The following is a 24,596-nucleotide window of genomic DNA, read 5'->3' as shown; positions in this document are numbered from 1 at the left end:
AGTCAGTCGTTCGGCTCGTCGACGCGGCGCGTGCGCTTCAGACGCAGCGAGCCGGGCGGCGGCTCGTTGAGCACCGCCCAGAAGATGCCGAGATCGGAGATCGCGGCGACGAAGTCCTTGAAATCCACCGGCTTCACCACGTAGGCGTTGACGCCCATCTCGTAGGCGCGCACCAGGTCCGGCTCTTCCCGCGAGGAGGTCAGCATGACCACGGGGATGCTGCGCAGCGAGGGCGTCTCGCGGACCGTCTTGAGCACCTCCAGGCCATCGACCTTGGGCAGCTTCAGGTCGAGCAGCAGCACGGCGGGATTGCCGTCGTCGCGGCTCTGGTGTTCGCCGCGGCGCAGCAGGTAATCCAGCGCCTCGGCGCCATCACGCTTGACCACCACATCATTGGCCAGCTGGCTGCGCTCCAGCGCCACCAGCGTCAGCTCCAGATCGTGGGGGTTGTCTTCAACGAGAAGTATGGGTTTGAGCATCTAGTCTTTCCGATCGTTCGCCGTTTCGGTGTAGGTCAGGTGAGGCAGCGCGAAGAAGAAGGTCGCGCCCTGGTCGACGCGGCCATCGGCCCAGACCCGGCCGCCATGGCGCTCGACGATCCGGCGCACGCTGGCCAGGCCGATGCCCGTGCCTTCGAACTCCTCCATCCGGTGTAGGCGCTGGAACACGCCGAACAGCTTGTTGGCGTACTGCATGTCGAAGCCCACACCGTTGTCGCGGATGTAGACCACCGTTTCGTCAGGTCGTTGATGGGCGCCTATTTCGATATGTGCACGCTCGCGCGTACCGGTGTACTTGAGCGCGTTGCCGATGAGGTTGCGCAGCACCATGTGGATGAAGGACGCGTCGGCGACCACCACCGGCATCGGCAGGATCTCCCACTCGACCTCGCGGCTCTCGTAGTCCGGGCGCATCTCGTCGCGAACGGAGGCCACCAGCGCGCCGAGGTCGACGTCGGACAGGTGCAACGCCGAGCGGCCCATCTGCGAGAAGCTCAGCAGGTTGTCGACCAGGGTGCCGGCGAAGCGCGCGGCGTCGCCGATGTTGCCCAGGAAGCGCTGGCCGCGTTCGCTCAGCTGGCCGCCTTCCATTTCGCTGAGCAGTTCGGTGTAGCCGGCGATGTGCCGCAGTGGGGCGCGCAGGTCGTGGGAGACGCTGTAGGAGAAGGACTCCAGCTCCTTGTTGCTCTCGCGCAGCTCACCCGCCAGCTGGGCCATCTCCTCGGCCTTGCGCAGGACGATGCCGAGCACCGCGTTGCGCAGCTCGAGGGCGCCTTCGCGCTCGGCCTCTTCCCAGGGGGCGCAGAAGCCACGTACCACCTCGCGCCAGGTCTCGAAGCTGTGGCGCGGGGTCAGCGCGCCGCTGATTTCGTCCCGCTGCTTCTGCGGCTGTCCGGCCCACTTGATGGTTCTCACCCGCTCCTGGCGGAACCAGATCAGGTAGTGCGGGTGCAGGTTCGAGATCGACACCGCCAGCACGCCGGCGCTGTGCTCGGCCAGCGCCGGCAGCTGCGGTACGTCGCGGCTCAGGTTGTCGCTGCTGAACAGCGGCCCCGATTCGCGCGCGGCGATCCACTTGGCCAGCTCGATGATCTGCTCGCGGGCCGGCACCTCGCCGACGCTGACGCAGCTGTCGGCGCTGACCACCGCGGCGCCCTCGGCGGCGGCGAAGGCCAGGACCACGTCCGGCAGGCTCTTGAAGCCCTCGGTCACGCTGTCACGGTCGGCCATGCCGGCCAGCAGGCGGACGATCAGGTGGCGGCGCTCGAGCTTGCGCTGGGCTAGCAGGTCGCTCTCGCTGGCGTCGATCTGCAGCGCCAGGATGCGAGCCAGCAGTTCGCAGGCGGTGCGGCTCTGGTGGCTGACCTGGCGGGCTTCGGCGTCGTGGCAGGAGATCAGGCCCCAGAGCTGATCGCGGACTACGATGGAGACCGACATCGAGGCCAGCGTGCCCATGTTGCGCATGAACTGCAGGTGCACCGGCGACACGCTGCGCAAGGAGGCGAAACTGAGGTCCAACGGGGCGCCGCTGACGGGGTTGAGCTGCGGGATCAGCGGCGAGGGTTGATAGTTGGCGTCGGGGATCACCCGGATCAGATTCTCGCGATACAGGCGCCGGGCCTGGGCCGGAATGTCCGAGGCGGGGAAACAGTGGCCGAGGTAGCTGGCGTAGCCGGGTTCGGCATGTTCGGCGAGCACCTCGCCATTGCCTTCCTGATCGAAGCGGTAGGCCTTGATCCGGCCGAAACCGGTGATGCGACGCAGCTCGGCGACCGCCAGCTGGCAGATCGATTCGAGGCTCTCGGCGGCGTGCAGCTCGGCAACGAAGGTGCGCATGAGCGGGTACAGCGTGCCGTAGGCCTCGCGGGCGCTGCCGGTGCGTTCGAACTCGAGGATGAGCTGTCCGTCGTTGCGGTGCGCCATCAGGGCGAACGACTGGCCGGCGGCGGCCTCGAGACGCAAGCCGACGTCGCCGACATGGAAGGGGTTGCGGTCATCGCCGGACACCGCGGCCAGGCGTTGCGGCAGATCGCTGTCGCCGATCAGCTCGGCCAGTTGCCGGCCCAGCAGGCCCTGCGCCTCTTCGCCAATCCATTCGGCGACGTTCTGGCTGGCTTGCAGCACGCGCAGGTCGGGCTCGCCGACGACGAGGAGAAAACCATGCGGCTGGATGCTGCCGGGAACGTGGATCGGCTCGTCGGCGCAGCGCGCGACCGCGTCTTCCAGCGTGTCGGGGGTGCGGTCTGTCATCCTCTGTCCTTCGGGCTGCGGCCTGGGTGCAGTTAACCATGGCCGGCAGGTCGTTGCGAAACTGCTGCGGGCTGCGGCGAAGCCGGTCGGCCCATGTCTGTTTCAGAACCTCTTCTCCGCTTGCAAACGGCGCAGATCCGGAGTCTTCCGCGAAGCGAAACGGCGGCCGAAAAGCCGACATGAAGTGAGCGCGGGAGGGCTGTCAATCTACCTGTAAACGGCCGCCGCGCCAAGGACGCGAGGCCGGCCACGGCCGTCTGTTCGGGCCTCTGTGGAGGGCATTGGCCGGCATGCACCGAGTGGTCGGCGCGGCGCTGGCAACGGTGTCGCAGGGTGGAAGAGCGAACCTGGCCCGCTCGCTGCGCGGATGCGAAGGCGTTCTCGCACCGGACAAATAGTCCGAACTGCCGCTGCGTCCGCCGAGTCGATATTTTCGTGAGGCCTGGAATGGCCTGGCTAGACGGGCGATGCCTGTTGGCGCGCCGCGACCACGACTGCGAGGAACTCGTCATGACCCTGGGAACCATACTGCTGATCGTCCTGATCCTGCTGCTGATTGGAGCCATTCCGGCGTGGCCGCACAGCCGCTCCTGGGGCTACGGCCCGTCCGGCGGCCTCGGCCTGGTGGTGGTGATCCTGCTGATCCTGTTGTTGCTGGGATACGTGTAGTGCCATAGGCGCCGCCCGCCTTGGGCGGCGCCTATGTGATCGGCGTCAGTTCGCCGGACCGAGCAGCTCGCGAACCTTGGCGATCACGTAATCGACTTCGAAGGGCTTGTCGAACACGTCGGCGAACAGGTCGGAGGTCGCCCGGCCGATGCTGCCGTGAGCACCGCTCATCAGCAGGATCGGCAGGTGGGCCGTGCCGGGGCGGCTGCGAATGGCGTGAGCGAACTCGACACCATCCATCATGGGCATCATGAAATCGGTGATGACCAGGGACGGCCGCTCACGATCAAGCACTTCGAGGCCGCGACGGCCATTGGCGGCCTTGACCACCATGTAGCCTTCATCCTCCAACGCGTAGCCGAGAATATCCGCGATCAGATATTCGTCATCGACTATCAGGATGGTCGTCATGCTCTGCTCATCTATCCGCCGTCGGTATTGCAGTGCCGGACAGCACCGCCGTCGCGTTTCTGAAAGTCTTCTCGAGTCGCAGGCCTCGCTCGTCGATCACCGCCTCCAGTAGGAACGGGTCATAGGTGCTGTCTCTCATCTTCAGGGTAGAGAGCACCCGTTTTAGTTCGGAATTGATTTCCACGAAGCGCATCAGTAGCAGGTTGTCGACCAGGCTGGACAGCTCCGGCGCTGGTGCGTTGATCTCGGAGCCGAACAGGTCGCGCATCTCCCAGGTGGCCATGACGGTCACGCCGCGGGCCCGCAACTCGTTCATCAGCGCGCTGAAGAACTCGATCAGGCGGGCCTGGTTGGTCGCTACGCGGGCCATGCCGCCGAGGCTGTCGAGCAGCACGCGCTTGATGCCGAGGCGCTCGACCGCGTCGAGCAGCTTTAGGCCGAGGGCATCGAGCAGGCCGGCAGTGGTCGGTTGCCAGAGGATATGCAGCGCGCCGCTGTCTTCCAGGGCCAGCAGGTCGTGGCCCAGGGCCTGGGCCTTCAGGCGCAGGCGCTGCGGGGTTTCGTAGAAGCCGAAGTGCAGACCGGGTTCTTCCGGCGTGCATTGCGCCAGGAAGCTCAAGCCGGCGCAGGTTTTGCCCACCCCGGACGGGCCCATCAGCAGGGTCACCGAGGATTCCGGCAGGCCACCGCCGATCATCTCATCGAAGCCGCCGAGGCCGCTGCGCAGGCGGCGCATGTCCGGGTTGTCCTGCTGCGAGGGACGCGAGTAGAGGCTTTCCAGGCGTGGATAGATGACTATGCCATCGTTGGTGATCTCGCACTCGTGCAGGCCGGAGAGAGCCCCGCTGCCGCGCGTCTTGCGCAGCTGGATGCGGCGTACCGAGCGGCTGCCGTGCAGCTCTTCACCGACTTCGATCACGCCGTCGACCATGGTGTGTTCCGGGCTGCCGTCATCCAGGCGGGCGCTGGTGATCAGCAGCACGGTGCAGCCGGCGAAGGCGGCGTGGCCCTGCAGTTCGGAGATGAATTTCTTGGTGTCCAGCTGCGATTCGGCGCGCGAGCGGGCGTTGAGCACGCCGTCGACGATCAGCAGGGTGGCCTTCTGCCGGTTGATCTCGCGGCGCAGCAAGCGCACCACCTCGTCGAGACCCTCGTTCTGCATGGTGTCGAAGGCGCTGACGAACTGGATCTCGGCGCCAACGCGCTGTGGTTCGAAGAAGCTCAGGGTGGAGAGGAACTGGAACAGCCTGTCGTGCGATTCCGCCAGCAGCGTGGCGACCAGCACTCGGCCACCTTCACGCACATGGTTGAAGGCGATTTGGTTGGCCAGGATGGTTTTACCCGAGCCCGGGCGGCCTTGAACGATGTACGAGGCGCCGCTGACCAGGCCTCCTTTCAACAGGACGTCGAGGCCATCGATGCCGCTCTGAAGGCGTTTTAGCTGTTCCAAGATCCGTTCCATCTCATCGAGTAGCGGCGCGCGGTGCGCTGCGAATGACGGCACTTTACCGGCAAGGCAGTCTGACGAACAACGTCGGCTAGATCGCGGCCGGCAGGTAGAGGGTCATGCGGGTGCCTTTGCCGGGTTCACTTTCGACCCTGATCGAGCCATTGGCGTTCCTGGCAAAACCATACACCTGGCTGAGGCCGAGGCCGGTGCCCTTGCCGAATTGCTTGGTGGTGAAGAAGGGCTCGAAGATGCGTGCCTGCACGTCTGGTGTGATGCCGGGGCCATCGTCGCTGACGGAGATCAGCACGAACTCACCCTCCAGGTTCTCCCACTCGCCATGCAGGTAGCGGTTCTCCGCCTGCAACACGATGTGACCACCTTGCTCCAGCGCATCGCGGGCGTTGAAGATCAGATTGAGCAGGGCCATTTCCAGCTGGTTGGGGTCGACGCACACGGGATGTGGCGTGCTTGCCATGACCGTTTCCAGAATGACTCCCTTGGGCAGGGCCTGGCCGAACAGTGTCGATGCCGCCTCCAGCACGGGTACCAAGTCGAGCTGCTGGGATTCCAGGCCGCGACGGCGGGCGAAGGTCAAAAGGTGGTGGGTCAGTTCACGGCCGCGGATGCCGGCGGTGTGGATATTGTCGAGCAGCGAGCGGATGCGCTCGGGCTTGTCGCTGCGCAGTGCCAGGTCGGTGGCACCGAGGATCACCGTGAGCAGGTTGTTGAAGTCGTGTGCCATACCGCCGGTGAGCTGGCCGAGGGCTTCCATTTTCTGCGCCTGGAACAGCTGGGCTCGGACCTCGTCCATGCGCAGCTGTGCCTCGTGGCGCTCGGTCATATCGCGGGTGATCTTGGCCAGACCGATCAGGCAGCCGTTGTCGTCGTGGATGGCGTCGAGCACGGTCAGCGCCCAGAAGCGCGTGCCGTCCTTGCGCACCCGCCAACCCTCGTCCTGGGCGCGCCCTTCGCGCAGCGCAGTGGCGATCAGATGCTGGGCCTTGCCCTGCTGGCGATCCTCGGCGGGGAAGAAGATCTCCAGGTGGCGGCCGATCACTTCTTCGGCCAGGTAGCCCTTGATGCGTTCGGCGCCACTGTTCCACGTCACGATCCGGCCCTGGGGGTCGAGCATGTAGATGGCGTAGTCGACCACGGCCCGGACCAGCAGCTCGTAGCTGCGTTCTGTCAGGCCGCCGGTGAGCAGCGGAGGTTCATCGGCCATGGTGTTCTCGATCGATCCCAGGGATGCCGGTGTGGCTATGCATTGTAGAAGCGCGCCCTGGCGAGTGCCTGCCGATTGGTTCAGGCCCTGCGCAGGTCGTGGGGCGAGAGTAGTGCAGGGTGCGACGCCCTGTCAGCAGCCACGTCGGCGGTCGGTCGCTAGAATGCCAGACAACTGGAAGGATACCCGCCCTGAACCCACTCAGCCGTAATACCCGCGATTGGCTGTACGCCTTTGCTCTGGTGGGCATGCTGCTGCGTGTGAGCATGCCGCTGTGGGCGATGCCGCAGATGAGCGAGGGCGGCTTCATGCTGCTGTGTACCTCGCAAGGCATGCAGTGGCAGATGGGCGAGCAGGATGATGATGGGGTCTCCAGCCTGCAGTTGCCGTGCGTGCAGGCCGGTGCCTACCTCGCGACTCTTGAATCCTTCCCCTTCAGCCCACCGGCTCCCGCGGTGGCTGCGCCCCAGCGGCCGCGTTTCGCCGAGGTACTGACGCGCAGCCCTCCATTCCTGGTCGCACCGCCTGGCAGAGCGCCCCCTTCGTTTTCCTGAGTCCGCCAACACTCGCCCTCGTCGCGAGGGCTTAGCGCTGTCCTTACTTCAGGAAAAACACCATGAACACGTCCGTATCCGTGCCGGCACGAGCCGGTCGCCTGCCTTTCGTTCTCTCCGCCCTGACCCTGGCCATGGCAGCCCCTGTCTTCGCTGATCAGGTCGTTGACGTCGAACTGACGCCCACGGTGGTCACCGCCGTGCAGCAGAGCTCGCCGCTGACCATCCATGCCGATCCGAAGGACGCTCGTCAGCCGGTGCCGGCAAGCGATGCCACCGATTACCTCAAGACCATCCCCGGCTTCTCAGCCATCCGCAGCGGCGGCAGCAACGGCGACCCGGTGCTGCGCGGCATGTTCGGCTCGCGCATCAACCTGCGTACCAACGGCGGCCTGATGCTCGGCGCCTGCCCTTACCGCATGGATGCGCCCAGCTCCTATATCTCGCCGGAGACGTTCGACAAGCTGACCGTGATCAAGGGCCCGCAGACCGTGCTCTGGGGCCCCGGAGCCTCGGCTGGTACCGTGCTGTTCGATCGTGATCCGGAGCATTTCGGGGAACTCGGCAGCCGTTTGCATGCCAGCATCCTGGCGGGCTCCAACGGTCGTTTCGACAAGGTGCTGGACGGTGCGGTCGGCGGTGAGCAGGGCTATCTGCGCTTCGTCGGCAACCAGGCCCAGTCGGATGACTATGAGGATGGCGACGGCGACACCGTGCCGTCGCGCTGGAAGAAGTGGAACGGCGACCTGGCCATCGGCTGGACGCCGGATGCCGACACGCTGATCGAGTTCACGGCCGGCAAGGGCGACGGCGAGGCGCGCTACGCAGGACGCGGCATGGACGGTGCGCAATTCGAGCGCGAGAGCCTGGGCCTGCGCTTCGAGAAGTCCAATATCGGTGGTGTGCTCGACAAGCTGGAGGCGCAGCTCTACTACAACTACGCCGACCACATCATGGACAACTTCAGCCTGCGCGTGCCGGACCCGACCAGTATGATGGCCATGCCGATGGCCTCACAGGTGGATCGCCGCACGGTCGGTGGACGTTTCGCCGGCACCTTCCTCTGGGCCGATGTTGAACTGGTCGCCGGCGTCGATGCACTGCGCAGCGAGCATCGCGAGCGTGGTTCCGACTACGACATGATGAGCGACACCTACATCGATGCTGATCGCTTCCCATGGACCAAGGACGCGGTGATGTACAACTACGGAGCCTTCGCCGAGATGACCTGGCAGGTGGCTGAACGCAACCGCGTAGTAGGAGGCGCGCGCCTGGATCGCGCTTCGGCCAAGGATTACCGGCAGAGCATCGGCGGCATGATGATGAGCATGCCTAACCCGACTGCCGACGAGACTCGGGCGGACACCCTGCCGAGCGGCTTCCTGCGTTATGAGCATGATCTGGCGAATTCGCCGACCACCCTCTACGCCGGCCTCGGCCATGTGCAGCGCTTTCCCGATTACTGGGAGCTGTTCTCCCCCAGCCGTGGCCCGTCCGGCGAGGTCAACGCCTTCGATGGCATCGAGCCGGAGAAGACCACCCAGCTCGACTTCGGCGTGCAGTACAACGGTGACGACCTGCAGGCCTGGGCCTCCGGTTACGTTGGCCAGGTGCGCGACTACATCCTGTTCGATTACAGCGGCGGCATGATGGGCGGCTCGCGGGCCGACAACATCGATGCGCGCATCATGGGCGGCGAATTGGGTGTGGCCTACGACCTCACCGATAACTGGAAGACCGATGCCACGCTGGCCTACGCCTGGGGCAAGAACAGCTCGGATGGCGAGGCGCTGCCGCAGATGCCGCCGCTGGAAACCCGCCTGGGCCTGAGCTACCAGCGCGACGCTTGGAGCGCTGGTGCGCTGTGGCGGGTGGTGGCGGCACAGAACCGGGTAGACGAGGGCAAGGGCAACGTGGTCGGCCAGGACTTTGGCCAAAGCTCCGGCTTCGGCGTGTTCTCGCTCAACGGCGCCTATCGCGTCAATGCGAACCTCAAGCTCAGTGCCGGTGTCGATAACCTGTTCGACAAGGATTATTCCGAGCACCTCAACCTGGCCGGTGATGCCGGCTTCGGCTACCCGGCCGACCCAGTGGCCATCGATGAACCAGGCCGCACCTTGTGGGCCAAGGTCGATCTGGACTTCTGAGCCCGGAGGCCCGCCGCAATGGCGGGCCTTTCCCCCGCGGGCGCCGTGCAATCTGCAATCCGATAAACGGCCGTCGTGCATTCTGCATAGTGGCAGGTTGCTGTTGATCGCTTTCAACCCTTTGAAAATATTGAATTTCTCTTCTTTCCAAAACTTGGCACAGCCGCTGCAGTAGCAGAGTACCCCGGCACCATTCACAAGAAATTTGGAGTAGAGAGAGATGCAACTTGCTATCAAAGAATTCTTCGACGCCTTTCCTGCCCACAGCGTTTCGATCAAGCCGCGTCCCGACGGCATGCTGCTGCTGACCCTGCGCAAGGACAACGAAGTCGCGCTGAACAAGGCGATCGACAGCACCGCCATCTTCAATCAGGACAGCGTGCGTGAATTGATCTTCGACGTGACCCTGAGCCTGAAACTGGCCAACGGTCAGGCCATCGAGAAGGATGATGGCGACCGCTGGGGCTTGCGCGATCTGCCAACTTTCACCGGTGGCCCGATTCACGTCACCGCGTCGCGCCTGCTGGTGCACAAGCGCAAGATGGAACTGATGCAGAAGCAGCGTCGCGAGGCGATTGCGGTCTGACTAGACTCCGATCTGCGGCATGGCGGCCCATTGGTGGTCGGCAGGCAATTGGCCACTAAAGATTTCCTGACGACAACCGCCACAGTAGGGAGGCCGCCACCAGTCGCGGCCCTTTACCATCGGATGGAACTGCCGTCATGCGGCTGCGCAATCTCAGCCTGCAAACCAAGCTTCTGCTGGCTTTCACCCTGGTCAACCTGATCAGCATCGCCGCCTTTATCAGCTACGCCCAGTACGCCAAGTCCCAGGACATCCGCGCGCAGATGGACAATCGCCTGCGTGCCGCAGCGCATGCCGTGCCGCGTCTGCTAGGCGACGACTACCTGGAGCGTGCGCGCAGCGCCGATGGGCTCAAGGAAGGCGAGTACCTGGCGCAGGTGCGCAACCTGGGCGAATACGCCGCCGAGGTGGACCTGAAGTTTGCTTACACCATGATGGTGGATAGTGCTGGCCAGGTTTTCTATCTCTCCGATGGGGCCGGAGCCGGAGACATTTCCTCCGGTGAATACGCCAAGCATCTGGAACACTACACCGATGCCAGTCCGGCAGTAACGGCTGCAGCGCGCAGCAACCAGGTACAGTTCGACGAGTACACCGACAGCTACGGCAGCTTCCGCTCGATCTTCCTGCCGCTGCGCACCGCCGGCGGTCAACCCTTCGTGGTCGGCGTGGACGTCACGCTGGACAGCCTCGACCAGGCCATCAGCGATAGCCTGCAAAGCCTGCTGCTGATCGGCGCCGCTACCCTCGGCGTCGGTCTGCTGCTGTCCTGGCTGGTGGCGCGCATGTTGGTGCATGGCATCCTCCAGCTCACTGGCCAGCTCAACCGCATCGCCGACAACCGCGACCTGTCGCGGCCGATAGCGCTGGTCAGCGGTGATGAGCTGGGGCAGATGGGCGAGCGCCTGTCCGGTCTGTTGCAGGATCTGCGGCAGACTCTGTCCGGCGCTTCCGGCATGGCCGACAGCAACCAGCAACTGGCCGACACTTTCCTGCTCCGTGCCGACGACATCACCCGGCAGATCCAGCAGGCCGCCAGCCAGCTGGCCGACGTCGACCAGCATGGTCAGTCGATCCAGCACGCGGCCGGGCATTCCTCCAGCCTGGCTGGCGCCGTGCGTGCCAACCTGGTGCGTGCCAGCGGCGAGATGAGCCGCGCCCATCACGAGCTGCAGCGGCTGATCGGCGACGTGCACGGCAGTACCTCGGCCAACGTCGAGCTGGCCACCGATCTCGACGGTCTCAGCCGCGAGGCCGAACAGATCGGCCAGGTACTGCAGATGATCGCCGGCATCTCCGAACAGACCAATCTGCTGGCGCTCAACGCCGCCATCGAAGCCGCCCGCGCCGGCGAGGCCGGTCGTGGTTTCGCCGTGGTCGCCGACGAGGTACGCAAGCTGGCCAGCCAGACCCAGACGGTGCTCGGCGATGCGCACAAGGTGATCGACAAGGTCACCGGCGCGATCCGCGTGATCGCCCAGCGCATGGGCAGCACCGCCGAGCGCTCCCGTGCCCTGGCCGGCGATGCCGACGAGGCTCTGGAGGCACTCGATGCGCTGGTGCAGCAGATGGGCCAGGTCAGCAACACGGTGGACCAGGCGCTGGCCAGCAGCGAGGAAATCCAGCACGCCGTGGCCGACATGTCCGGCCGCCTCGGCGGCATGCGCGACGCCTTCGAACACACCCGTCAGGACGTCGACGAGATCAACCGCTCCGCCGCCGAGCTGGGCGAAACCGCCCGCGCGCTGAAGGGCGGGCTGGGCGTGTTCCGCACCTGATCAAGATGCTGCTGGAGCTCTTGTCGGCGCCAGCTCACCCAGCCGGCTGCGCGCGCAGCGCGGCGGAAGGAAAATCGGCAGGTCGGCGCAGGCTGGCGTAGTAGCCCTCGTCCAGCTCGCCCCAACCCATCTGCCGGCGCAGCTTGTGCAGGTGGGTCTTTAGCGCGTGTACCTCCAAGTACACCTCGTGGCGCTGGGATTTGACGAAGTCGATGCCGCCGGACAGGTCCGGGTCGTCCGTGGCGATCAGCTGCTCGAACTGCCGCGCCTGCTCCGGGCGTTGCAGCTGGTCGCGCAGGTAGCTGGCGATGGCGTGGGCCTCGTTGTCGAACAGTTTGTAGGCGCTGGAGTTGGTTTCCAGGTAGCCGATGCCGAACAGGTTGTGGTGCTGGCGGCTGAAGATCGACAGGTACAACTGCGGGCGCCCGCCCTTCCATTCGAAGTAGTCGGCGGCGTACTTGCAGCTCCACTTGTAGCCGGTGGCGTACAGGGCTAGGTCGATCTGTTCGCGGCTGCCATCCTTGAACACTGCGTAATCGCCGTCGAAATGGTCGAGGTCGGGCTTGGCCTGTATGTCACCGTGCTGCAGGTAATGCAGCAGCTGGGTGTTCAGCAGTGGGTGGCTCTCGAACAGCTTGTGGTCCGGCTTGGGCAGGCCGAAGCGGGTCAGATCGCCGTTGATCAGACGCAGGAGCAGGCTGAACACCGGTCGCACCAGCCAGATCGGCAGGTGCGGGCCCTTCTCGCTGACTTCGTCGGCGGGCAGGCCGAACAGGTGCTTGGGGATGAAGTGGTAGCCGCGACGCAGGCTGATAAAGGCTTTCTGCGCATGTGTCGCGGCATCGCAGGCGATATCCGCGCCGGAGTTGCCGGCGCCGATGATCAGCACCCGTTTGCCGCTGAATTCCTCGGCCTTCTTGAAGGTCACCGAGTGGCGGATCTCACCGTTGAACTGGCCCTTGATCGCCGGCATGTGCGGGTCCCAGTTGCAGCCGGTGGCGCAGACCACGGCGCGGTAGCAGCGCCGCTCGCCGCCTTGCAGGGTCACCAGCCAGCGGCCGTCCTCGCGCTTGGCCACCTGCTCGACCGCGGTGTTGCAGCGGACCTTGGCGTGCAGATCGAAGGCCTGGGCGAAGGCGCGCACGTACTCGAGGATCTGCCGGTGGCTCGGGTAGTCGGGGAAGTGCTTGGGCATCGGGAAATCGAGGAAGCCGGAGAGGTCGCGCGAGGAGATGAAGTGCGCGGACTCGTACATCGGCGTGCCCGGATTGCCGATGTCCCACACGCCGCCGACAGCGCTGTGCCGTTCGAACTGCTCGTACGCCAGGCCCTGGCGCTTTAGCGCACGGGCCATGCACAGGCCGCCGGGGCCGGCGCCGATGATGCACACGGCATCGCCGCAATCCTGAATGTCGTTCGCTGGGCTCACGGGGCTCTCCGCGCGGGTGGTGGCTGCGTTCACCTTAGCCAAGCCGGCGTCGCTCAGGCAGGGGCGCAGTGGACGCGAAAGAGGGCTGCAGCGGCCAGCCGCCGCGCACCGGGTGTTGGCCGTTCTCCGGTTGTTGGCTGTCCGTTTGAGACCTCATACGTCAGGCGCCGCTGCTTTAGTGTGGCGTCATCGAGATGAGCAGAGGCTCGGAGGGAACTATGCGGGCAGGGCGAAACGGGGGGCGCGGTCTGGCCATGGTGCTGGGGCTGTGTGCGCTGCTGGTGGGGTGTGGTGATGAGGCGCCGCCAGTGCAGGCGAACGCCGCGCAGAGCGTGCCGCAGGATGCCGCGCTGGCCCAGCTGTATGGCGCAAGCTGCAAGCAGTGCCACGCCAACCCGGCCGCCGGCGCGCCGCTGACCGGCGATACGGTGGCCTGGGCGCCACGCCTGCAGAAGGGCATGGGCACATTGCTGGATCACAGTATCAACGGCTTCCAGGGCATGCCGCCGCTGGGCCTGTGCATGCAGTGCACGGAAGCCGATTTCAGCGCGCTGATCGCGTTCATGGCGGCCGCGCCGCAGCCTGCGGAGGGCCACTGATATGGTTTCCCGTCGTCAGCTGTTGCAACGCGCCAGCCTGCTGGGCGCCTGCCTGGCCTTGCCGGCCCGCTCGCTATGGGCCGCAGAAACCCCTCGGCCGATTCCTTGGCGCAACTGGTCGGGTGTGCAGAGTTGCCTGCCGCTAGAGCGCTTGGCACCGCAGAACCTCGACGAGCTGGTGCAGGTCATCCGCAAGGCCTCGGGCAAGATTCGCCCGGTCGGCTCCGGACATTCCTTCAGCGCACTGGTGCCCACCGACGATACCCTGCTGTCGCTGGCCAACTTCACCGGGCTGCTGGCGCATGACGCACAGAGCCTGCAGGCGGAGTTCGGCAGCGGCACGCCGATGTCGACCATGGGCGCGCCGCTCAAGGAAGTCGGCCAGGCGCTGATCAACATGGCCGACACCGACTACCAGACCCTGGCCGGAGCGATCTCCACCTCGACCCACGGCACCGGTATCGGCTTCGGTTCCTACTCATCCAATGTCTGTGGCCTGCAGTTGGTCAGCGCCGCTGGCGAGGTGCTCGATTGCAGTCGCGAGCAGAACCCCGAGCTGTTCAATGCGGCGCGCGTCTCGCTCGGCGCGCTGGGCGTGGTGACCAAGGTGCGCATGCAGAACCGCGCCGCCTTCCGCCTGCGTGAGCGCCAGTGGCTGGGCAAGACCGAGGAGCTGCTGGAGGATATCGAGAACCTCAAACGCGACAACCAGCACTGGGAGATGCTGGTCATCACCCATTCCGACTACGCGCTGTCGGTGGCGCTGAACGAAACCGAAGACCCGAACACGCCGCCGGTGTCGCCGGACGAGGAGGGCGGCAACGGCTTCATCGACATCATCGAGGGGCTGGACAAGTACCTGAACGAGTCGCCCGATCTGCGCCGCAGCCTGCTCAACAACATGCGCCATCTGGCCAGCTTCGATGATCGGGTGGACGCCTCCTACGAGATCTTCGCCAACGTGCGCAACGTGCGCTTCAACGAGATGGAGTACTCGGTGCCGGCCGAGCATGGCCCGGCCTGTTTGCGCGAAATCCTAAAGCGCATCGACGACGGCAACCTGCGCACCTGGATGCCGGTCGAGTACCGCTACGTGAAGGCCGACGACATTCCCCTGAGCATGTTCGAGGGCCGCGACAGCTGCGCGCTGTCGATCCACCAGCACCACTCGATGGACCATCGCGACTTCTTCGCCGCGATCGAGCCGATCTTCTGGAAGTACGAGGGGCGGCCGCACTGGGGCAAGCTGCACAGCCTGGGCGCGCGCCAGCTGGCGGCGCTGTATCCGCGCTGGAAGGAGTTCACCGAGCTGCGCCAGGAAATCGATCCGCACGGGCGTTTCGTCAATGCGCATCTGGCTGGCGTGTTTGGCCTCAACATTGGATAAGGGGGCGCCATGAAGCGACGTACTCTCGTGCTGGCCGGCCTGGGCGCCGGCGGACTGCTGGCCGCCGCCTGGCTACGCCCCGGTGATCGGGGCCAGCCGCACGATGCCTACTTCCAGGCGCTGAACCAGGAACTCAAGGCCAACGGGCCAATGCGCCCGAGCCTGCTGATCGACCTCGACCGTCTCGACCACAACATCGAGGTGGTGCGCCAGTTTCTCGCCCGCAGCGGCAAGCAGCTGCGCCTGGTGGAGAAGTCGCTGCCGGCGCCCGACCTGCTGCGCTACATCGGCGAGCGCATCGGTACCCGGCGGCTTATGTCGTTCCACCAGCCCTTCCTCAATCACGATGCGCAGCTGTTCCCCGAGGCCGACATCCTGCTCGGCAAGCCGCTGCCGGTACGCTCGGCGCAGTTGTTCTACCAGCAGCACCGCGGTCCCTTCGATCCGGCAAAACAGCTGCAGTGGCTAATCGACACCCCCGAGCGCCTGCAGCAGTACCTGGCGCTGACCCAGGGGTTGGGCACGCGGCTACGCATCAACATCGAGCTGGACGTGGGCCTGCACCGCGGCGGGGTGAGCGATACGCAGAGCCTTGGGCAGATGCTGCAGCTGATCGCGGATAACCCGCAGCACCTGGAGTTCGCCGGCTTCATGGGTTACGACCCCTTCGTCGGCATGAACCTGCCTTCCGTGCTCGGCAGCCAGGACGAACTGTTGGCCAAGGTCATGGCGCTGTACCAGGGCTATGTCGACTTCACCCGCCAGCGCTTCCCGGCACTGTGGCGCGAGGGCCTGACCCTGAACACCGCCGGCAGCCCCAGCTACCGCGCCCACGAGCAGGAGCGGTTGAGCAGCGAGGTGGCCATCGGTACCGGCCTGCTCAAGCCCAGCCATTACGATTTGCCGTCGCTGGCAGAGCACCAGTCGGCGGTGTATATCGCCACGCCGGTGCTTAAGCGCACGGGGGCGCTGCGCATTCCGGCGCTGGATGAGAAGTCGCGGTTGTTCGCCTGGTGGGACGTCAACCAGCGCGAGACTTTCTTTATCTACGGCGGCAATTGGCAGGCTGATCTGGCTTCGCCGGCCGGCCTGCAGCTCAGCGGCCTGTACGGGCGCAGCTCGAACCAGGAGCTGGTCAACGGCTCACCGGCGGTGGGCCTAGCGGTGGATGATCAGGTGTTCCTGCGGCCGGTCCAGAGCGAGGCGGTGCTGCTGCAGTTCGGCGATCTGCTCGCCGTGCGCGGCGGCAAGATCGTCGAGCGCTGGCCGGTGTATTCGGAGTAATTCTTCCCCACCCCCCCGGCCCCTCTCCCAGTGGGAGAGGGAGCTGGTTCGCTACTAGGACTCCTGAGCGATCCGCTGCTTCGCCGCACGTGGGGCCACGCCGGTCCAGCGTTTGAAGGCGCGGCGGAAGTTGCGTACGTCGCTGAAACCGGTTTCGGCTGCCACGTCGATCAGCCGGCTGTCGCGGTGGCTGAGCAGGGCCAGGGCTTTGGCCCGGCGTAGCGAATCGACGATGCCGTGGTAGGACAGCCCGGCATCGCCGATGCGCCGGCGCAGGGTGCGTTCGCCGAGGTTGAGCTGCTGCGCCAGTTCGGCCAGCTGCGGCGGGTTGCCGAGGTTCTTGCGCACCTCGCGCTGGATGGTCTCGATCAGGTCGGACATGCCCTGGTCACCCCAGCGTGCGCTGTCCAGCAGCTCGGCGATTTCGGCGGCGACGTAGTCGTCGCGGGTCGGCAGTGGCAGCTCCAGCAAGCGCGCGTCGAACTGGATCAGGTTGTGCCCGGCGGCGAATTTGGGCGGGCAGCGGAAGATTTCTGCATAGCGCTCGGCGTGGGGCGGGCGCGGATATTCCAGTTCGACGCAGTCGAGGGTCAGGTCCTGGCCGGACAGATGGCGGACGATGGCCAGGGCGCTGGAGAAGGCCTCCTCCAGGTAGAACACCGAGACCTCCGGATCGAAGAAGCGCGTGCTGGCCTGCATCCGGCAGCGCCCGCCGCGTATTTCCATCTCGCAGTCGAGCAGGGCGCCGGTGTGGCGCTGGTAGCGGATGGCCAGGTCCAGTGCCTCGCCCAGGGTCGGGCTGGCGAGCATGGCCATGCCGACCAGGCCCCAGGACACGGCGGTCTGCCGGCTGCCCACGGCCAGGCCCAGGCCGCTGTCGCCCAGGCTGTGCAGGGCGCGGCGCACCAGCAGGTAGCTCTGCCGGTAGGACAGGCGATAGTCGGGTTGCTTGAGGTCGTCCGGCTCGAAGCCCAGGCCGCGGCAGAGCATGGCCGGGTCACGGCCGAGGGCGGCCACGTGCTGCAGGAGAAAACGGGAAATCTGCGGTGGGGCCGAGGCCTCTGAGTAACGCGGATCGGCGATGGGCTTCATGGTCACGCTCCCAGCAGGGAAGTCGTTGAGCGGCGGCGGGCGCCTGGTTCTTGTTGTTATGCGCTGCCTAGTGAGGGCAGCGCTTGCATAGTTAGCACGGCGTCGGTGCGTGACGCCACTGTTGTCCGGCGTCGCGCGGAGCGTGGAGCTGCGTAGGGTGGATCACGCTTCACTGATCCACCGGGCGGTGATCCACCAGGTGGGTCATTGGTGGATGAAGAGGGCGTTATCCACCCTACGTCAGTAAGCGCCCAACTCGGCGGCCTGTTGGCCGGCGGCGTGGCTGGCTGCGGCATTGGCTTCGTCCTTGATCAGGCGTCGCCCTGCAATCAGCCGCACCCACCAGGGCACCTGCTTGACCCGTTCGCCACCCAGTCGGGCCAGCACGTAGGCCATGGCGCATTTCTCGAACAGCTCGGCATTGAACAACATGCGGTTGCGCGTTACGCCCAGCGCCAGCAGGCGGCCGGCGAGCGGGCCGGCGTTGCCGCCACCGGCCAGCAGCGCCGGCAACTGCTCGGCATTGGCTGGCGCCCAGGAGCGGCCAATGTGGCGAGCCTGTTCGTCGAACACCGAGGGCATGGCCTCGTTCAGACCATGCAGCTGCAGGCTCCAGCGCGGGCTGAGCAGCGCCGCGGCGCCCACGTCGCCACGCAGCCGGTAGAGCCGCGCATGCAGGCCGGCCACACCTTCGTCTTCGCGGTCCAGCGTGATCTCTTGTGGCTCCTGGCCATGCACCAGCAACAGCATGCGTCCGGTGCCGGGCAGCAGCAGTGAAACGCTGTCGCCGCCGTCGTTGAGCAGGCCCTTGGCGGCCAGGCGCTGGCTGGCCTGGAGCAGTTCGTCGTGCATGCTCATACCAGCTTGAACACGTCGTCGAAGCGGTTCAGCGCTTCGTCAACGATCTCGTCGGTATCGGCCGCACTGGTATACAGCCGGCTGCCAGCCAGGGTCACCAGGCCGTGGGCCATGTAGGCGGCGCCCATCTCTTCCATCATGTGCTTGCGCGGATTGACCTCGCGCAGCAGCTGGATCGGGTTACGCACGTTGAGCAGCAGCACGCCGGAGGTCTGCAGGTGCACCACCGAGCCCTGGTTGTAGACCACGTAGGGAAGGCCGCGGCGCTCGATGATGGCAGCCAGGCCGGCGGTTAGGCGGTCGCCGGCCCGCCCTGCCACGGCAGCGGCGTTGCGTTTCTCCATCTCCAGCAGGCTGTGGTAGCCGGCCACGCAAGACAGCGGGTTGGCTGTCAGGGTGCCGCCGACGAAGGCGCGCTTGGTCTGCTTGCCGCCGATGCCGCCGGCCAGCAGCATCATCACCTCGCGTCGCCCGCCGATGCCGCCGGCCATGGGATAGCCGCCGGTCAGGCACTTGCCGAAGATGGTCAGGTCCGGCATCACGTTGAAGTAGCCCTGGGCGCCGGAAAGGCCGACGCGGAAGCCGCTGACCACCTCGTCGAAGATCAGCAGCGCGCCGAACTCGTCGCACAGCTTGCGCAGGTTGGCGTTGAACTCGCGGTGCACCGGGCGGGTGCCGCTCTCCGGGCCCAGCGGCTCGACGATGATCGCCGCCGTGCCGCCGCGCAGGCGGTTGATTTGCAGGCGCCGGCGGATGGCGGCCAGGTCGTTGGGGAAACTCTCCTGGGTGTGCGAAGTGGCGCCGCGCGGAATGCCGATGGCCTCGCGCCGGCCGGTGCCTGGGATGCGCATGCCGTACACCAGCTGGTCGCTCCAGCCGTGGTAGGCGCCGCCGATCTTGATCACCCATTTCTTGCCGGTGTAGGCGCGGGCCAGACGGATGGCGCCCATCACCGACTCGGTGCCGGAGGAGAGCATGCGGAACATCTCCACCGACGGCACCATGCGGCACACCAGCTCGGCCAGCTTGACCTCGTACTCGTGCAGCAGGCCGGTGACCGGGCCGCAGTCGCGCAGGGTCTCGATGACCTTCTCCTGCACCACCGGATCGTTGCTGCCGAGCAGGGTCGGGCCGCCGGCCTGGAGGAAGTCGATGTAGCGGTTGCCGTCGACGTCCTCCAGGTGCGCGCCGAGGGCGCTCTTCATCGCCAGCGGGAAGGGGTAATTGAATGCCAGGTTGTGCTGTACGCCGCCGGGGATCACTGCCGCTGCCTTTTCTGCGAGATGCCTGGAGCCCTTGCAGCGTTGGTCGAAGTAGCCGAGCACCTTGTCCATGTGCTCGCGGCGAATCGGCCGGATCGGCTGCTTGATCAGGTTCTTCAGGCGGGCATCGATGATGTCGGTGTCCGGCCAGTGGCTGATGCCGGAGGTGCTGGTCAGATCGGTGGAGGCGTTCATTGCGGGTCCTCTTCTAGGCAGTGCAGTGCCCGCTGATGCAGGCGACTCTCAGGTTGTGCGTTAAGCGCGCGCTGAAACCAGGCGATGGCTTCCTGCTCCAGCAGCCGGACTACCCGGCAGGCGTCTTCCAGGGTGGCGCCGAGGCATACGGCGCCGTGATTGCGCATCAGGTAGGCGTTGAGGTCGGGTCGGATGCGCTTGCCGACATTGCTGGCCAGCCAACTGGTACCCGAAGGGGCGTAGGCGCACATCGGTACCGCCTCGCCGATCAGCCGGCGTGCTTCTTCGCCCTGCATCGGCAATGGCCGGTCGAGCAGGGTGAAGGCACTGGCTACCGGTTGGTGGGTGTGTACGCTGGCCATGCAGTCCGGCCGCGCCTTGAGTACGCCGGCGTGCAGGCCACTTTCCACCGAGGGTTTGCCGTGGCCGGCGAGTTGCTCGAGGGTATCCAGCCGTAGTACGCAGATATCGTCTGGCGACATGGCGTAGTAGTCACTGGCCGAGGGTGTAACGGCGAATCGCTCGGCGTCGATGCGCAGCGCCAGGTTCCCTCCCACGCCAGCCAGATAACCCTGGTCGGCCAGGGCGACGGCGGTGCGGACCACCGCTTCGCACGCTTGGCGTGTGTTCATGTGCGGCCTCCGTGGAGCGTTGCGTAGAAGGGCGCCAGCGCCTTGTGCGCGGCGCGGAACGTGGTGTAGCTGTCGGCGTAGCGCTGGCGGTGGGCCGCGCCGGGGGTGAAGCTGCGACGAATCGCTACGCGATGTGGAATGTCGGCAGAGCTCACGGCGCCGATACCGATGCCGGCGAGGAACGCCGCACCGCGGGCATTGGCCTGGATCGGCTGCTCGGGCTGGTGCACGGTCATGTCCAGAGCGTCGGCGAAAATCTGGCTCCACACATCGGACTGCCCGCCGCCGCCGACCAGAGTGATCTCGCTCGTCGGCGTGCCGAGGAAGTCCAGTACCGCCTCCAGCATCCAGCGGGTGTTGAGTGCGACGCCCTCGAGGAAGGCGCGCACCATGTCTTCGCGGGCATGTTCCAGGGTCAGGTTGAGCAGGCCGGCACGCAGGTTGCCGTCGTCCACCGGGCTACGTTCGCCCATCAACCAGGGCAGGTAGAGCAGGCCGCGGGCACCGGCCGGCACGCCAGCGGCGATCTCGTCGAGGATGCGGTACACATCCGGGCGCGCTTCGTCCTGCAGCAGAGCGTCCTTGGCGAACAGGATGCGGTCGCGCAGGAAGCTGAGATTGGCGCCGGCGGCGGACTGCATGGCCATCATCAGGTAGCGGTCGGGCAGGGCGCAGGGCACGGCGGCGATCTGCCTGAACACGTCGGTTTTCTTCTTCGCGACGTGGGCACCGATCCACGACGAGGTGCCGATATACAGGTGCAGGGCATTGTCCGTCACCGCGCCTGAACCCAGAGCGGCAGCGGTGTTGTCCACCGCGCCGGCGACCACCGGGATGCCGGCGGGCAGGCCGAGCTTCTCGGCCACGGCCGGGCGCAGTGGGCCGAGGATGTCACTGCAGCGCACCAGCTCCGGCAGTTGCTCGCGGCGCAGGCCGGCCAGGCGCAGCAGGCCATCGTCGTAGCGGATGTTGGCGGGGTCGCGGTTGTCGGTGACCCAGGTGGTCAGCGCCGAGTCCACGGTGGCGGCGATGCGCCCGGTCAGGCGCAGGTTCATGAAGTCGAGGACGTTGAGGAACTTGTCGGTGCGTGCGTATAGCTCCGGCATCTCCTCGCGGATGAAGGCGATGTGGCCGAACGGGTCCTTGCCGGACAGTGCCGGCGCTCCGCCGGTGAGGCGCAGCCAGCGCCACAGCTTGAGCGGGTCGTAACCGGCCAAGCGCGGCAGGACACCGCCGACCTGACGTTGCACGGCAGCCTGGCCGCGCATGTCCATGTACAGCAGGGCGCGAGCCAACGGGTTGCCGTCGCGGTCCACTGGCAGGGTGGCTTCGCCCTGGCAGGAGCAGGCGATGGCGACTATGTTCGAGCGCGTCACTTCGGCGCTGTGCAGCGCTTCGCTGGCGCTTTCCTCGAAGGCGCGCCACCAGTCTTCCGGGCACTGCTCGACGCCGGCGCCGGGCAGCACGTAGTTGGTCACGGCACGGAAGGCGAAGGCGCGCACCCGGCCATCCAGGCCGACCAGAGCGGTCTTGCAGCCGGAACTGCCGAGGTCGACGGCCAGCACCAGGCGGTCGTCGGGGCTCACGATTTTCGTCTCGAATTCATTGGCCTCTTCCCATTTTGCGAGAGTCGCGCTAAAACATAAGCATTGCTCACCTTTTTCGAGAATGCTGTGGCCAACAAAACCTTGTCAAGCACCCCTGAAGCGAAATCCAGAACGCCACGTGCTCCCAAGCAGGAGCGTAGCCAGGCGCGCTTCGAGTCGATCCTCAAGGTCGCCCTGGAGCTGATCGCAGCCCGTGGCTACGAGGCTGTATCGATGCGCGAGATCGCCCGGGAAGCGGGCCTGCCTATCGCCTCGCTGTACCTGTATTTCCCGACCAAGCTGGCGATAGTCCAGGAGGTCTGGCAGCGCTACACCAGCAGCGTCAGCGAGCGTCTGGCGGCGGATCTGCAGCTGATCGTCGACCCGAACAACAGTGCGGATGCCGGTCTGCTGATCGAGCGGCTGATCGACCTGATGGTGGAGATCCAGGTCAGCCATCCGGGCTTCGTCGAGGTCTGGGGTTGTGTGGCTGCGGCACCGGAGCTGCGCGAGCTGAACCAGGCGGACACCCTGGCCACTGCGGGCATGGTCGCCACGGCCATCCTCAGCGCTCATCCGAATGTCGATCCGGAGCAGGCCGAGGGCCTGGCGCTGGTGCTCTGCGAGGGTGGCAGCTCGGTGACCAAGCTGGCCCTGACCCTGCCGGCCGAGCAGCGCCAGCAGCGGGTGCAGCAGCTCAAGCGCACCCTGCAATTCATCTACAACAGCAGCCTCGAGGCCTTTGCCCGGCAGGCGTAGCGAGTGTTGCGCAGCGTGCCGAATGGCACCTGTGTAGAAATGTTTCAAGGGCCCTTTCGGCGTCTCTTTTTGTCCGCCTCGGCCCCATGGAGGTTTTTGCAAGTCGGCTAGTTTCGCCACATCACCGCTAGGGGACAGCAGCATGTCGCATAACAAGAGCAAAATAGCGCTGGCAGTCGGGATAGGAATCTGGGCGATACAGGCCCAGGCCTTCGAGATCGATACCGGGCCCAATCTCACCACGTCGCTGGAGAGCGTCGCCGAGTTCACCTCGGTGTACCGCACCAGTTCGCCCGAGCGCATCGAGAGCGGCGGACAGAATGTCTTCATCAACAACAACGACGGCAGCGAGTATTACGACACCGGGTTCGTCTCCAACGAGTTCAAGCTGACGTCGGAGCTGCACGTTCGCACCGAGCAGGATGGCCTGTTCGTGCGCGGTACCGCCTGGTACGACACGCAGATCATGGATCACGACCCGAGTGGCGACGGCTTCGATACCCATAACACCGACAGCGACGAGCGCTATCCCTCGGACCTGAAGAACCGCGCCGGTCACCGGGCTCGTCTGCTCGATGCCTACCTCTACACCAACCGCTACATCGGCGAGATGCCGGTCAGCGTGCGGTTCGGTCGTCAGGTGATCAACTGGGGCGAAGGTATCTTCTATGCCGACGGCCTCAACGTGATCAACCCGGTGGATATCGGTCGGGTGGTGCTGCCCAACGCCAGCTTCAAGGATGCGTTGTTGCCGACCAATATGGTTTCCGCACAGCTCGGTCTCACCGACGCACTCAACTTCGAGACCTTCTATGGCCTGGAATGGAAGGGGCACGAGCTGATCCCGACGGGCGCCTTCCTCAATAACCAGGACTACTTCGGCAAGGGCAGCAGCGGCGTGCTGGTCGACCTGCGCAACGAGCTGGGGCCGCTGGCCGAGCTGGTGCCGGGGCTCAATGGCGAGAACGGCATCGTCGCCGGCGCCCGCTATGGCCGCGAGCACGACGCACGTGACGATGGTCAGTTCGGCTTCGCCATGCGCTATCTGGTGGAGGAGTGGAACAACACCGAGTTCAGCCTCTACTACCTCAACTACCACAGCAAGGTGCCCTTCCTGCAGGTGCAGAAAGGCCAATCCATGGCCTGCAGTGCCGGTGGCGGCGGACGTTTCAGCGATCTGTGCGGCTTGGCTCAGATGCTCGATCCGGCCTCGGTGCCGCTGGTCGATGGTCTGGCCCTGCTCGATAGCACCTATTACGACTTCGTCTACCCCGAGGATGTCCGCCTGTTCGGTTTCAGCGTGTCCGGCACCATCGGCGATACCAGCCTGGCCGGCGAGCTGACCTATCGGCCCAACGCGCCGCTGGAGCCCTCGATGACCTACGAGCTGGAGCAGATGGCCGAGGGTGCCCTTGGTGGCGGTGGCGCCAGCGGCGGCAGCATCGACCTCGGCGAGTTCGGCGACGGTTCGGCCAACGACCCGCGTCGCAGCATCGATCTGTACAAGCGCCATGAGCTCTACACCGGCTCGGTCTCGGCCATCCACACCTTCGGCCCCACCGCCGGGCTGGACGATCTGATGGTGCTGGCCGAGGCCGCCTTCAACCATGTACCTGGTAGCCTGCTGGACACGGTCAACTACGAGTACCTGGACTCCTTCGCCTGGGGTTACACGGTGAACCTCTCCGGCCTGATCCAGGACGTGCAGCCCAACTTCGACCTGATGCCCGGCATCACCTTCCGCCAGGACGTGTCCGGCACCTCGCCCGCGCTCAACGAGAACTTCATCCAGGGCCGCAAGTCCGCCACCGTCGAGCTGGGTGCCAAATACGGCCAGAAGCTGGCCGGCAAGCTGGCCTACACCTCGTTCTGGGGGGCGCGCAAAGACAATGCGTTGATCGACCGCGATCACGTCGCCCTCAACGTTTCCTACTCCTTCTGACGGC

General features: G+C 65.7%; 20 protein-coding genes and 2 pseudogenes. 11 read left to right on the top strand and 11 right to left on the bottom strand.

All coding sequences use genetic code 11. From position 1 onward, the window contains the following. Positions 1-2 precede the first annotated feature (2 nt). Together IB234_RS14660 and IB234_RS14655 are read right to left on the bottom strand one after the other, a co-directional pair. Positions 3-479, bottom strand: a complete 477-nt coding sequence (locus IB234_RS14660; RefSeq protein WP_192319005.1) for a response regulator — start codon at positions 477-479, stop codon at positions 3-5. Further along, positions 480-2,750, bottom strand: a complete 2,271-nt coding sequence (locus tag IB234_RS14655) for an ATP-binding protein (RefSeq protein WP_192319002.1) — start codon at positions 2,748-2,750, stop codon at positions 480-482. It abuts the gene before it with no gap. A gap of 510 nt (positions 2,751-3,260) precedes the next feature. On the opposite strand from IB234_RS14655, the gene IB234_RS14650 reads away from it, so the two are divergent. After that, positions 3,261-3,419 (top strand): DUF3309 family protein, encoded by a 159-nt coding sequence (locus IB234_RS14650; protein ID WP_137975157.1) that lies wholly within the window; start codon positions 3,261-3,263, stop codon positions 3,417-3,419. Positions 3,420-3,464: 45 nt separating this feature from the next. On the opposite strand, the gene IB234_RS14645 is transcribed toward IB234_RS14650, so the two are convergent. From IB234_RS14645 to IB234_RS14635, 3 genes are all read right to left on the bottom strand, one after another. Next, positions 3,465-3,830: a two-component system response regulator gene (locus IB234_RS14645; protein ID WP_192318999.1), complete on the bottom strand. Its 366-nt coding sequence runs from the start codon at positions 3,828-3,830 to the stop codon at positions 3,465-3,467. A 7-nt stretch (positions 3,831-3,837) separates the two neighbouring features. Then, positions 3,838-5,283, bottom strand: coding sequence for an ATPase domain-containing protein (locus IB234_RS14640; RefSeq protein ID WP_192319130.1), 1,446 nt, complete (start codon positions 5,281-5,283; stop codon positions 3,838-3,840). A gap of 85 nt (positions 5,284-5,368) precedes the next feature. Further along, positions 5,369-6,502 carry a two-component system sensor histidine kinase NtrB gene (locus IB234_RS14635; protein ID WP_192318997.1) on the bottom strand — a complete coding sequence of 378 codons (1,134 nt, stop codon included), beginning with the start codon at positions 6,500-6,502 and terminating at the stop codon, positions 5,369-5,371. 248 nt (positions 6,503-6,750) lie between these two features. On the opposite strand from IB234_RS14635, the gene IB234_RS14630 reads away from it, so the two are divergent. From IB234_RS14630 to IB234_RS24415, 5 genes and pseudogenes are all read left to right on the top strand, one after another. Continuing rightward, the gene (locus IB234_RS14630) at positions 6,751-7,056 is read left to right on the top strand and encodes a hypothetical protein (RefSeq protein ID WP_192318994.1); all 306 of its coding nucleotides are present in this window, start codon (positions 6,751-6,753) and stop codon (positions 7,054-7,056) included. Between the two features lie 62 nt (positions 7,057-7,118). Beyond that, entirely contained in the window at positions 7,119-9,203 is a 2,085-nt protein-coding gene (locus IB234_RS14625; protein ID WP_192318992.1) for a TonB-dependent copper receptor, read from the top strand. 220 nt (positions 9,204-9,423) lie between these two features. Continuing rightward, a complete protein-coding gene (locus tag IB234_RS14620) occupies positions 9,424-9,789 on the top strand; it encodes a DUF3509 domain-containing protein (RefSeq protein ID WP_192318989.1) in 366 nt (121 codons plus the stop codon). A 137-nt stretch (positions 9,790-9,926) separates the two neighbouring features. Beyond that, positions 9,927-10,709 (top strand): annotated as a pseudogene (locus tag IB234_RS24420) (HAMP domain-containing protein); the annotation flags it as partial. Between the two features lie 351 nt (positions 10,710-11,060). Next, a pseudogene (locus IB234_RS24415) lies at positions 11,061-11,567 on the top strand (methyl-accepting chemotaxis protein); the annotation flags it as partial. A gap of 34 nt (positions 11,568-11,601) precedes the next feature. Here IB234_RS24415 and IB234_RS14610 read toward each other — a convergent pair. After that, entirely contained in the window at positions 11,602-12,996 is a 1,395-nt protein-coding gene (locus IB234_RS14610; protein ID WP_192318984.1) for a flavin-containing monooxygenase, read from the bottom strand. Between the two features lie 218 nt (positions 12,997-13,214). On the opposite strand from IB234_RS14610, the gene IB234_RS14605 reads away from it, so the two are divergent. From IB234_RS14605 to IB234_RS14595, 3 genes are read left to right on the top strand one after another with little or no spacing between them, the layout of a single operon-like run. Next, a complete protein-coding gene (locus IB234_RS14605; RefSeq protein WP_225580583.1) occupies positions 13,215-13,595 on the top strand; it encodes a c-type cytochrome in 381 nt (126 codons plus the stop codon). Position 13,596: 1 nt separating this feature from the next. Then, positions 13,597-14,982, top strand: coding sequence for a D-arabinono-1,4-lactone oxidase (locus IB234_RS14600; protein ID WP_192318981.1), 1,386 nt, complete (start codon positions 13,597-13,599; stop codon positions 14,980-14,982). Between the two features lie 9 nt (positions 14,983-14,991). Next, positions 14,992-16,266 (top strand): DSD1 family PLP-dependent enzyme, encoded by a 1,275-nt coding sequence (locus IB234_RS14595; RefSeq protein ID WP_192318977.1) that lies wholly within the window; start codon positions 14,992-14,994, stop codon positions 16,264-16,266. Positions 16,267-16,320: 54 nt separating this feature from the next. On the opposite strand, the gene IB234_RS14590 is transcribed toward IB234_RS14595, so the two are convergent. The 5 genes from IB234_RS14590 to IB234_RS14570 all read right to left on the bottom strand — a co-directional run bounded on the left by IB234_RS14590 (position 16,321) and on the right by IB234_RS14570 (position 21,891). After that, positions 16,321-17,358 carry an AraC family transcriptional regulator gene (locus IB234_RS14590; RefSeq protein WP_192318975.1) on the bottom strand — a complete coding sequence of 346 codons (1,038 nt, stop codon included), beginning with the start codon at positions 17,356-17,358 and terminating at the stop codon, positions 16,321-16,323. A 240-nt stretch (positions 17,359-17,598) separates the two neighbouring features. Continuing rightward, positions 17,599-18,210 (bottom strand): hypothetical protein, encoded by a 612-nt coding sequence (locus IB234_RS14585; protein ID WP_225580582.1) that lies wholly within the window; start codon positions 18,208-18,210, stop codon positions 17,599-17,601. A 2-nt stretch (positions 18,211-18,212) separates the two neighbouring features. Beyond that, entirely contained in the window at positions 18,213-19,673 is a 1,461-nt protein-coding gene (locus IB234_RS14580; RefSeq protein WP_225580581.1) for an aspartate aminotransferase family protein, read from the bottom strand. After that, complete coding sequence (locus IB234_RS14575) at positions 19,670-20,305, bottom strand: class II aldolase/adducin family protein (RefSeq protein ID WP_192318969.1); 636 nt, start codon at positions 20,303-20,305, stop codon at positions 19,670-19,672. Before IB234_RS14575 ends, IB234_RS14580 begins: the two co-directional genes overlap by 4 nt. Beyond that, positions 20,302-21,891, bottom strand: a complete 1,590-nt coding sequence (locus IB234_RS14570; RefSeq protein ID WP_318652023.1) for an FGGY-family carbohydrate kinase — start codon at positions 21,889-21,891, stop codon at positions 20,302-20,304. The genes IB234_RS14575 and IB234_RS14570 overlap by 4 nt, the downstream gene beginning before the upstream one ends. An 87-nt stretch (positions 21,892-21,978) precedes the next feature. Between IB234_RS14570 and IB234_RS14565 the strand changes: the two genes are divergently transcribed. Beyond that, the gene (locus IB234_RS14565) at positions 21,979-22,650 is read left to right on the top strand and encodes a TetR/AcrR family transcriptional regulator (protein WP_192318966.1); all 672 of its coding nucleotides are present in this window, start codon (positions 21,979-21,981) and stop codon (positions 22,648-22,650) included. 142 nt (positions 22,651-22,792) lie between these two features. Next, positions 22,793-24,592 (top strand): DUF1302 domain-containing protein, encoded by a 1,800-nt coding sequence (locus IB234_RS14560; protein WP_192318963.1) that lies wholly within the window; start codon positions 22,793-22,795, stop codon positions 24,590-24,592. Positions 24,593-24,596: the final 4 nt, after the last annotated feature.

Source organism: Pseudomonas sp. PDM16 (assembly GCF_014851865.1).
Lineage (GTDB): Bacteria > Pseudomonadota > Gammaproteobacteria > Pseudomonadales > Pseudomonadaceae > Aquipseudomonas.
Note: the sequence above shows the minus strand (reverse complement) of the source record. Positions and strands in the feature narration are given on the sequence as shown.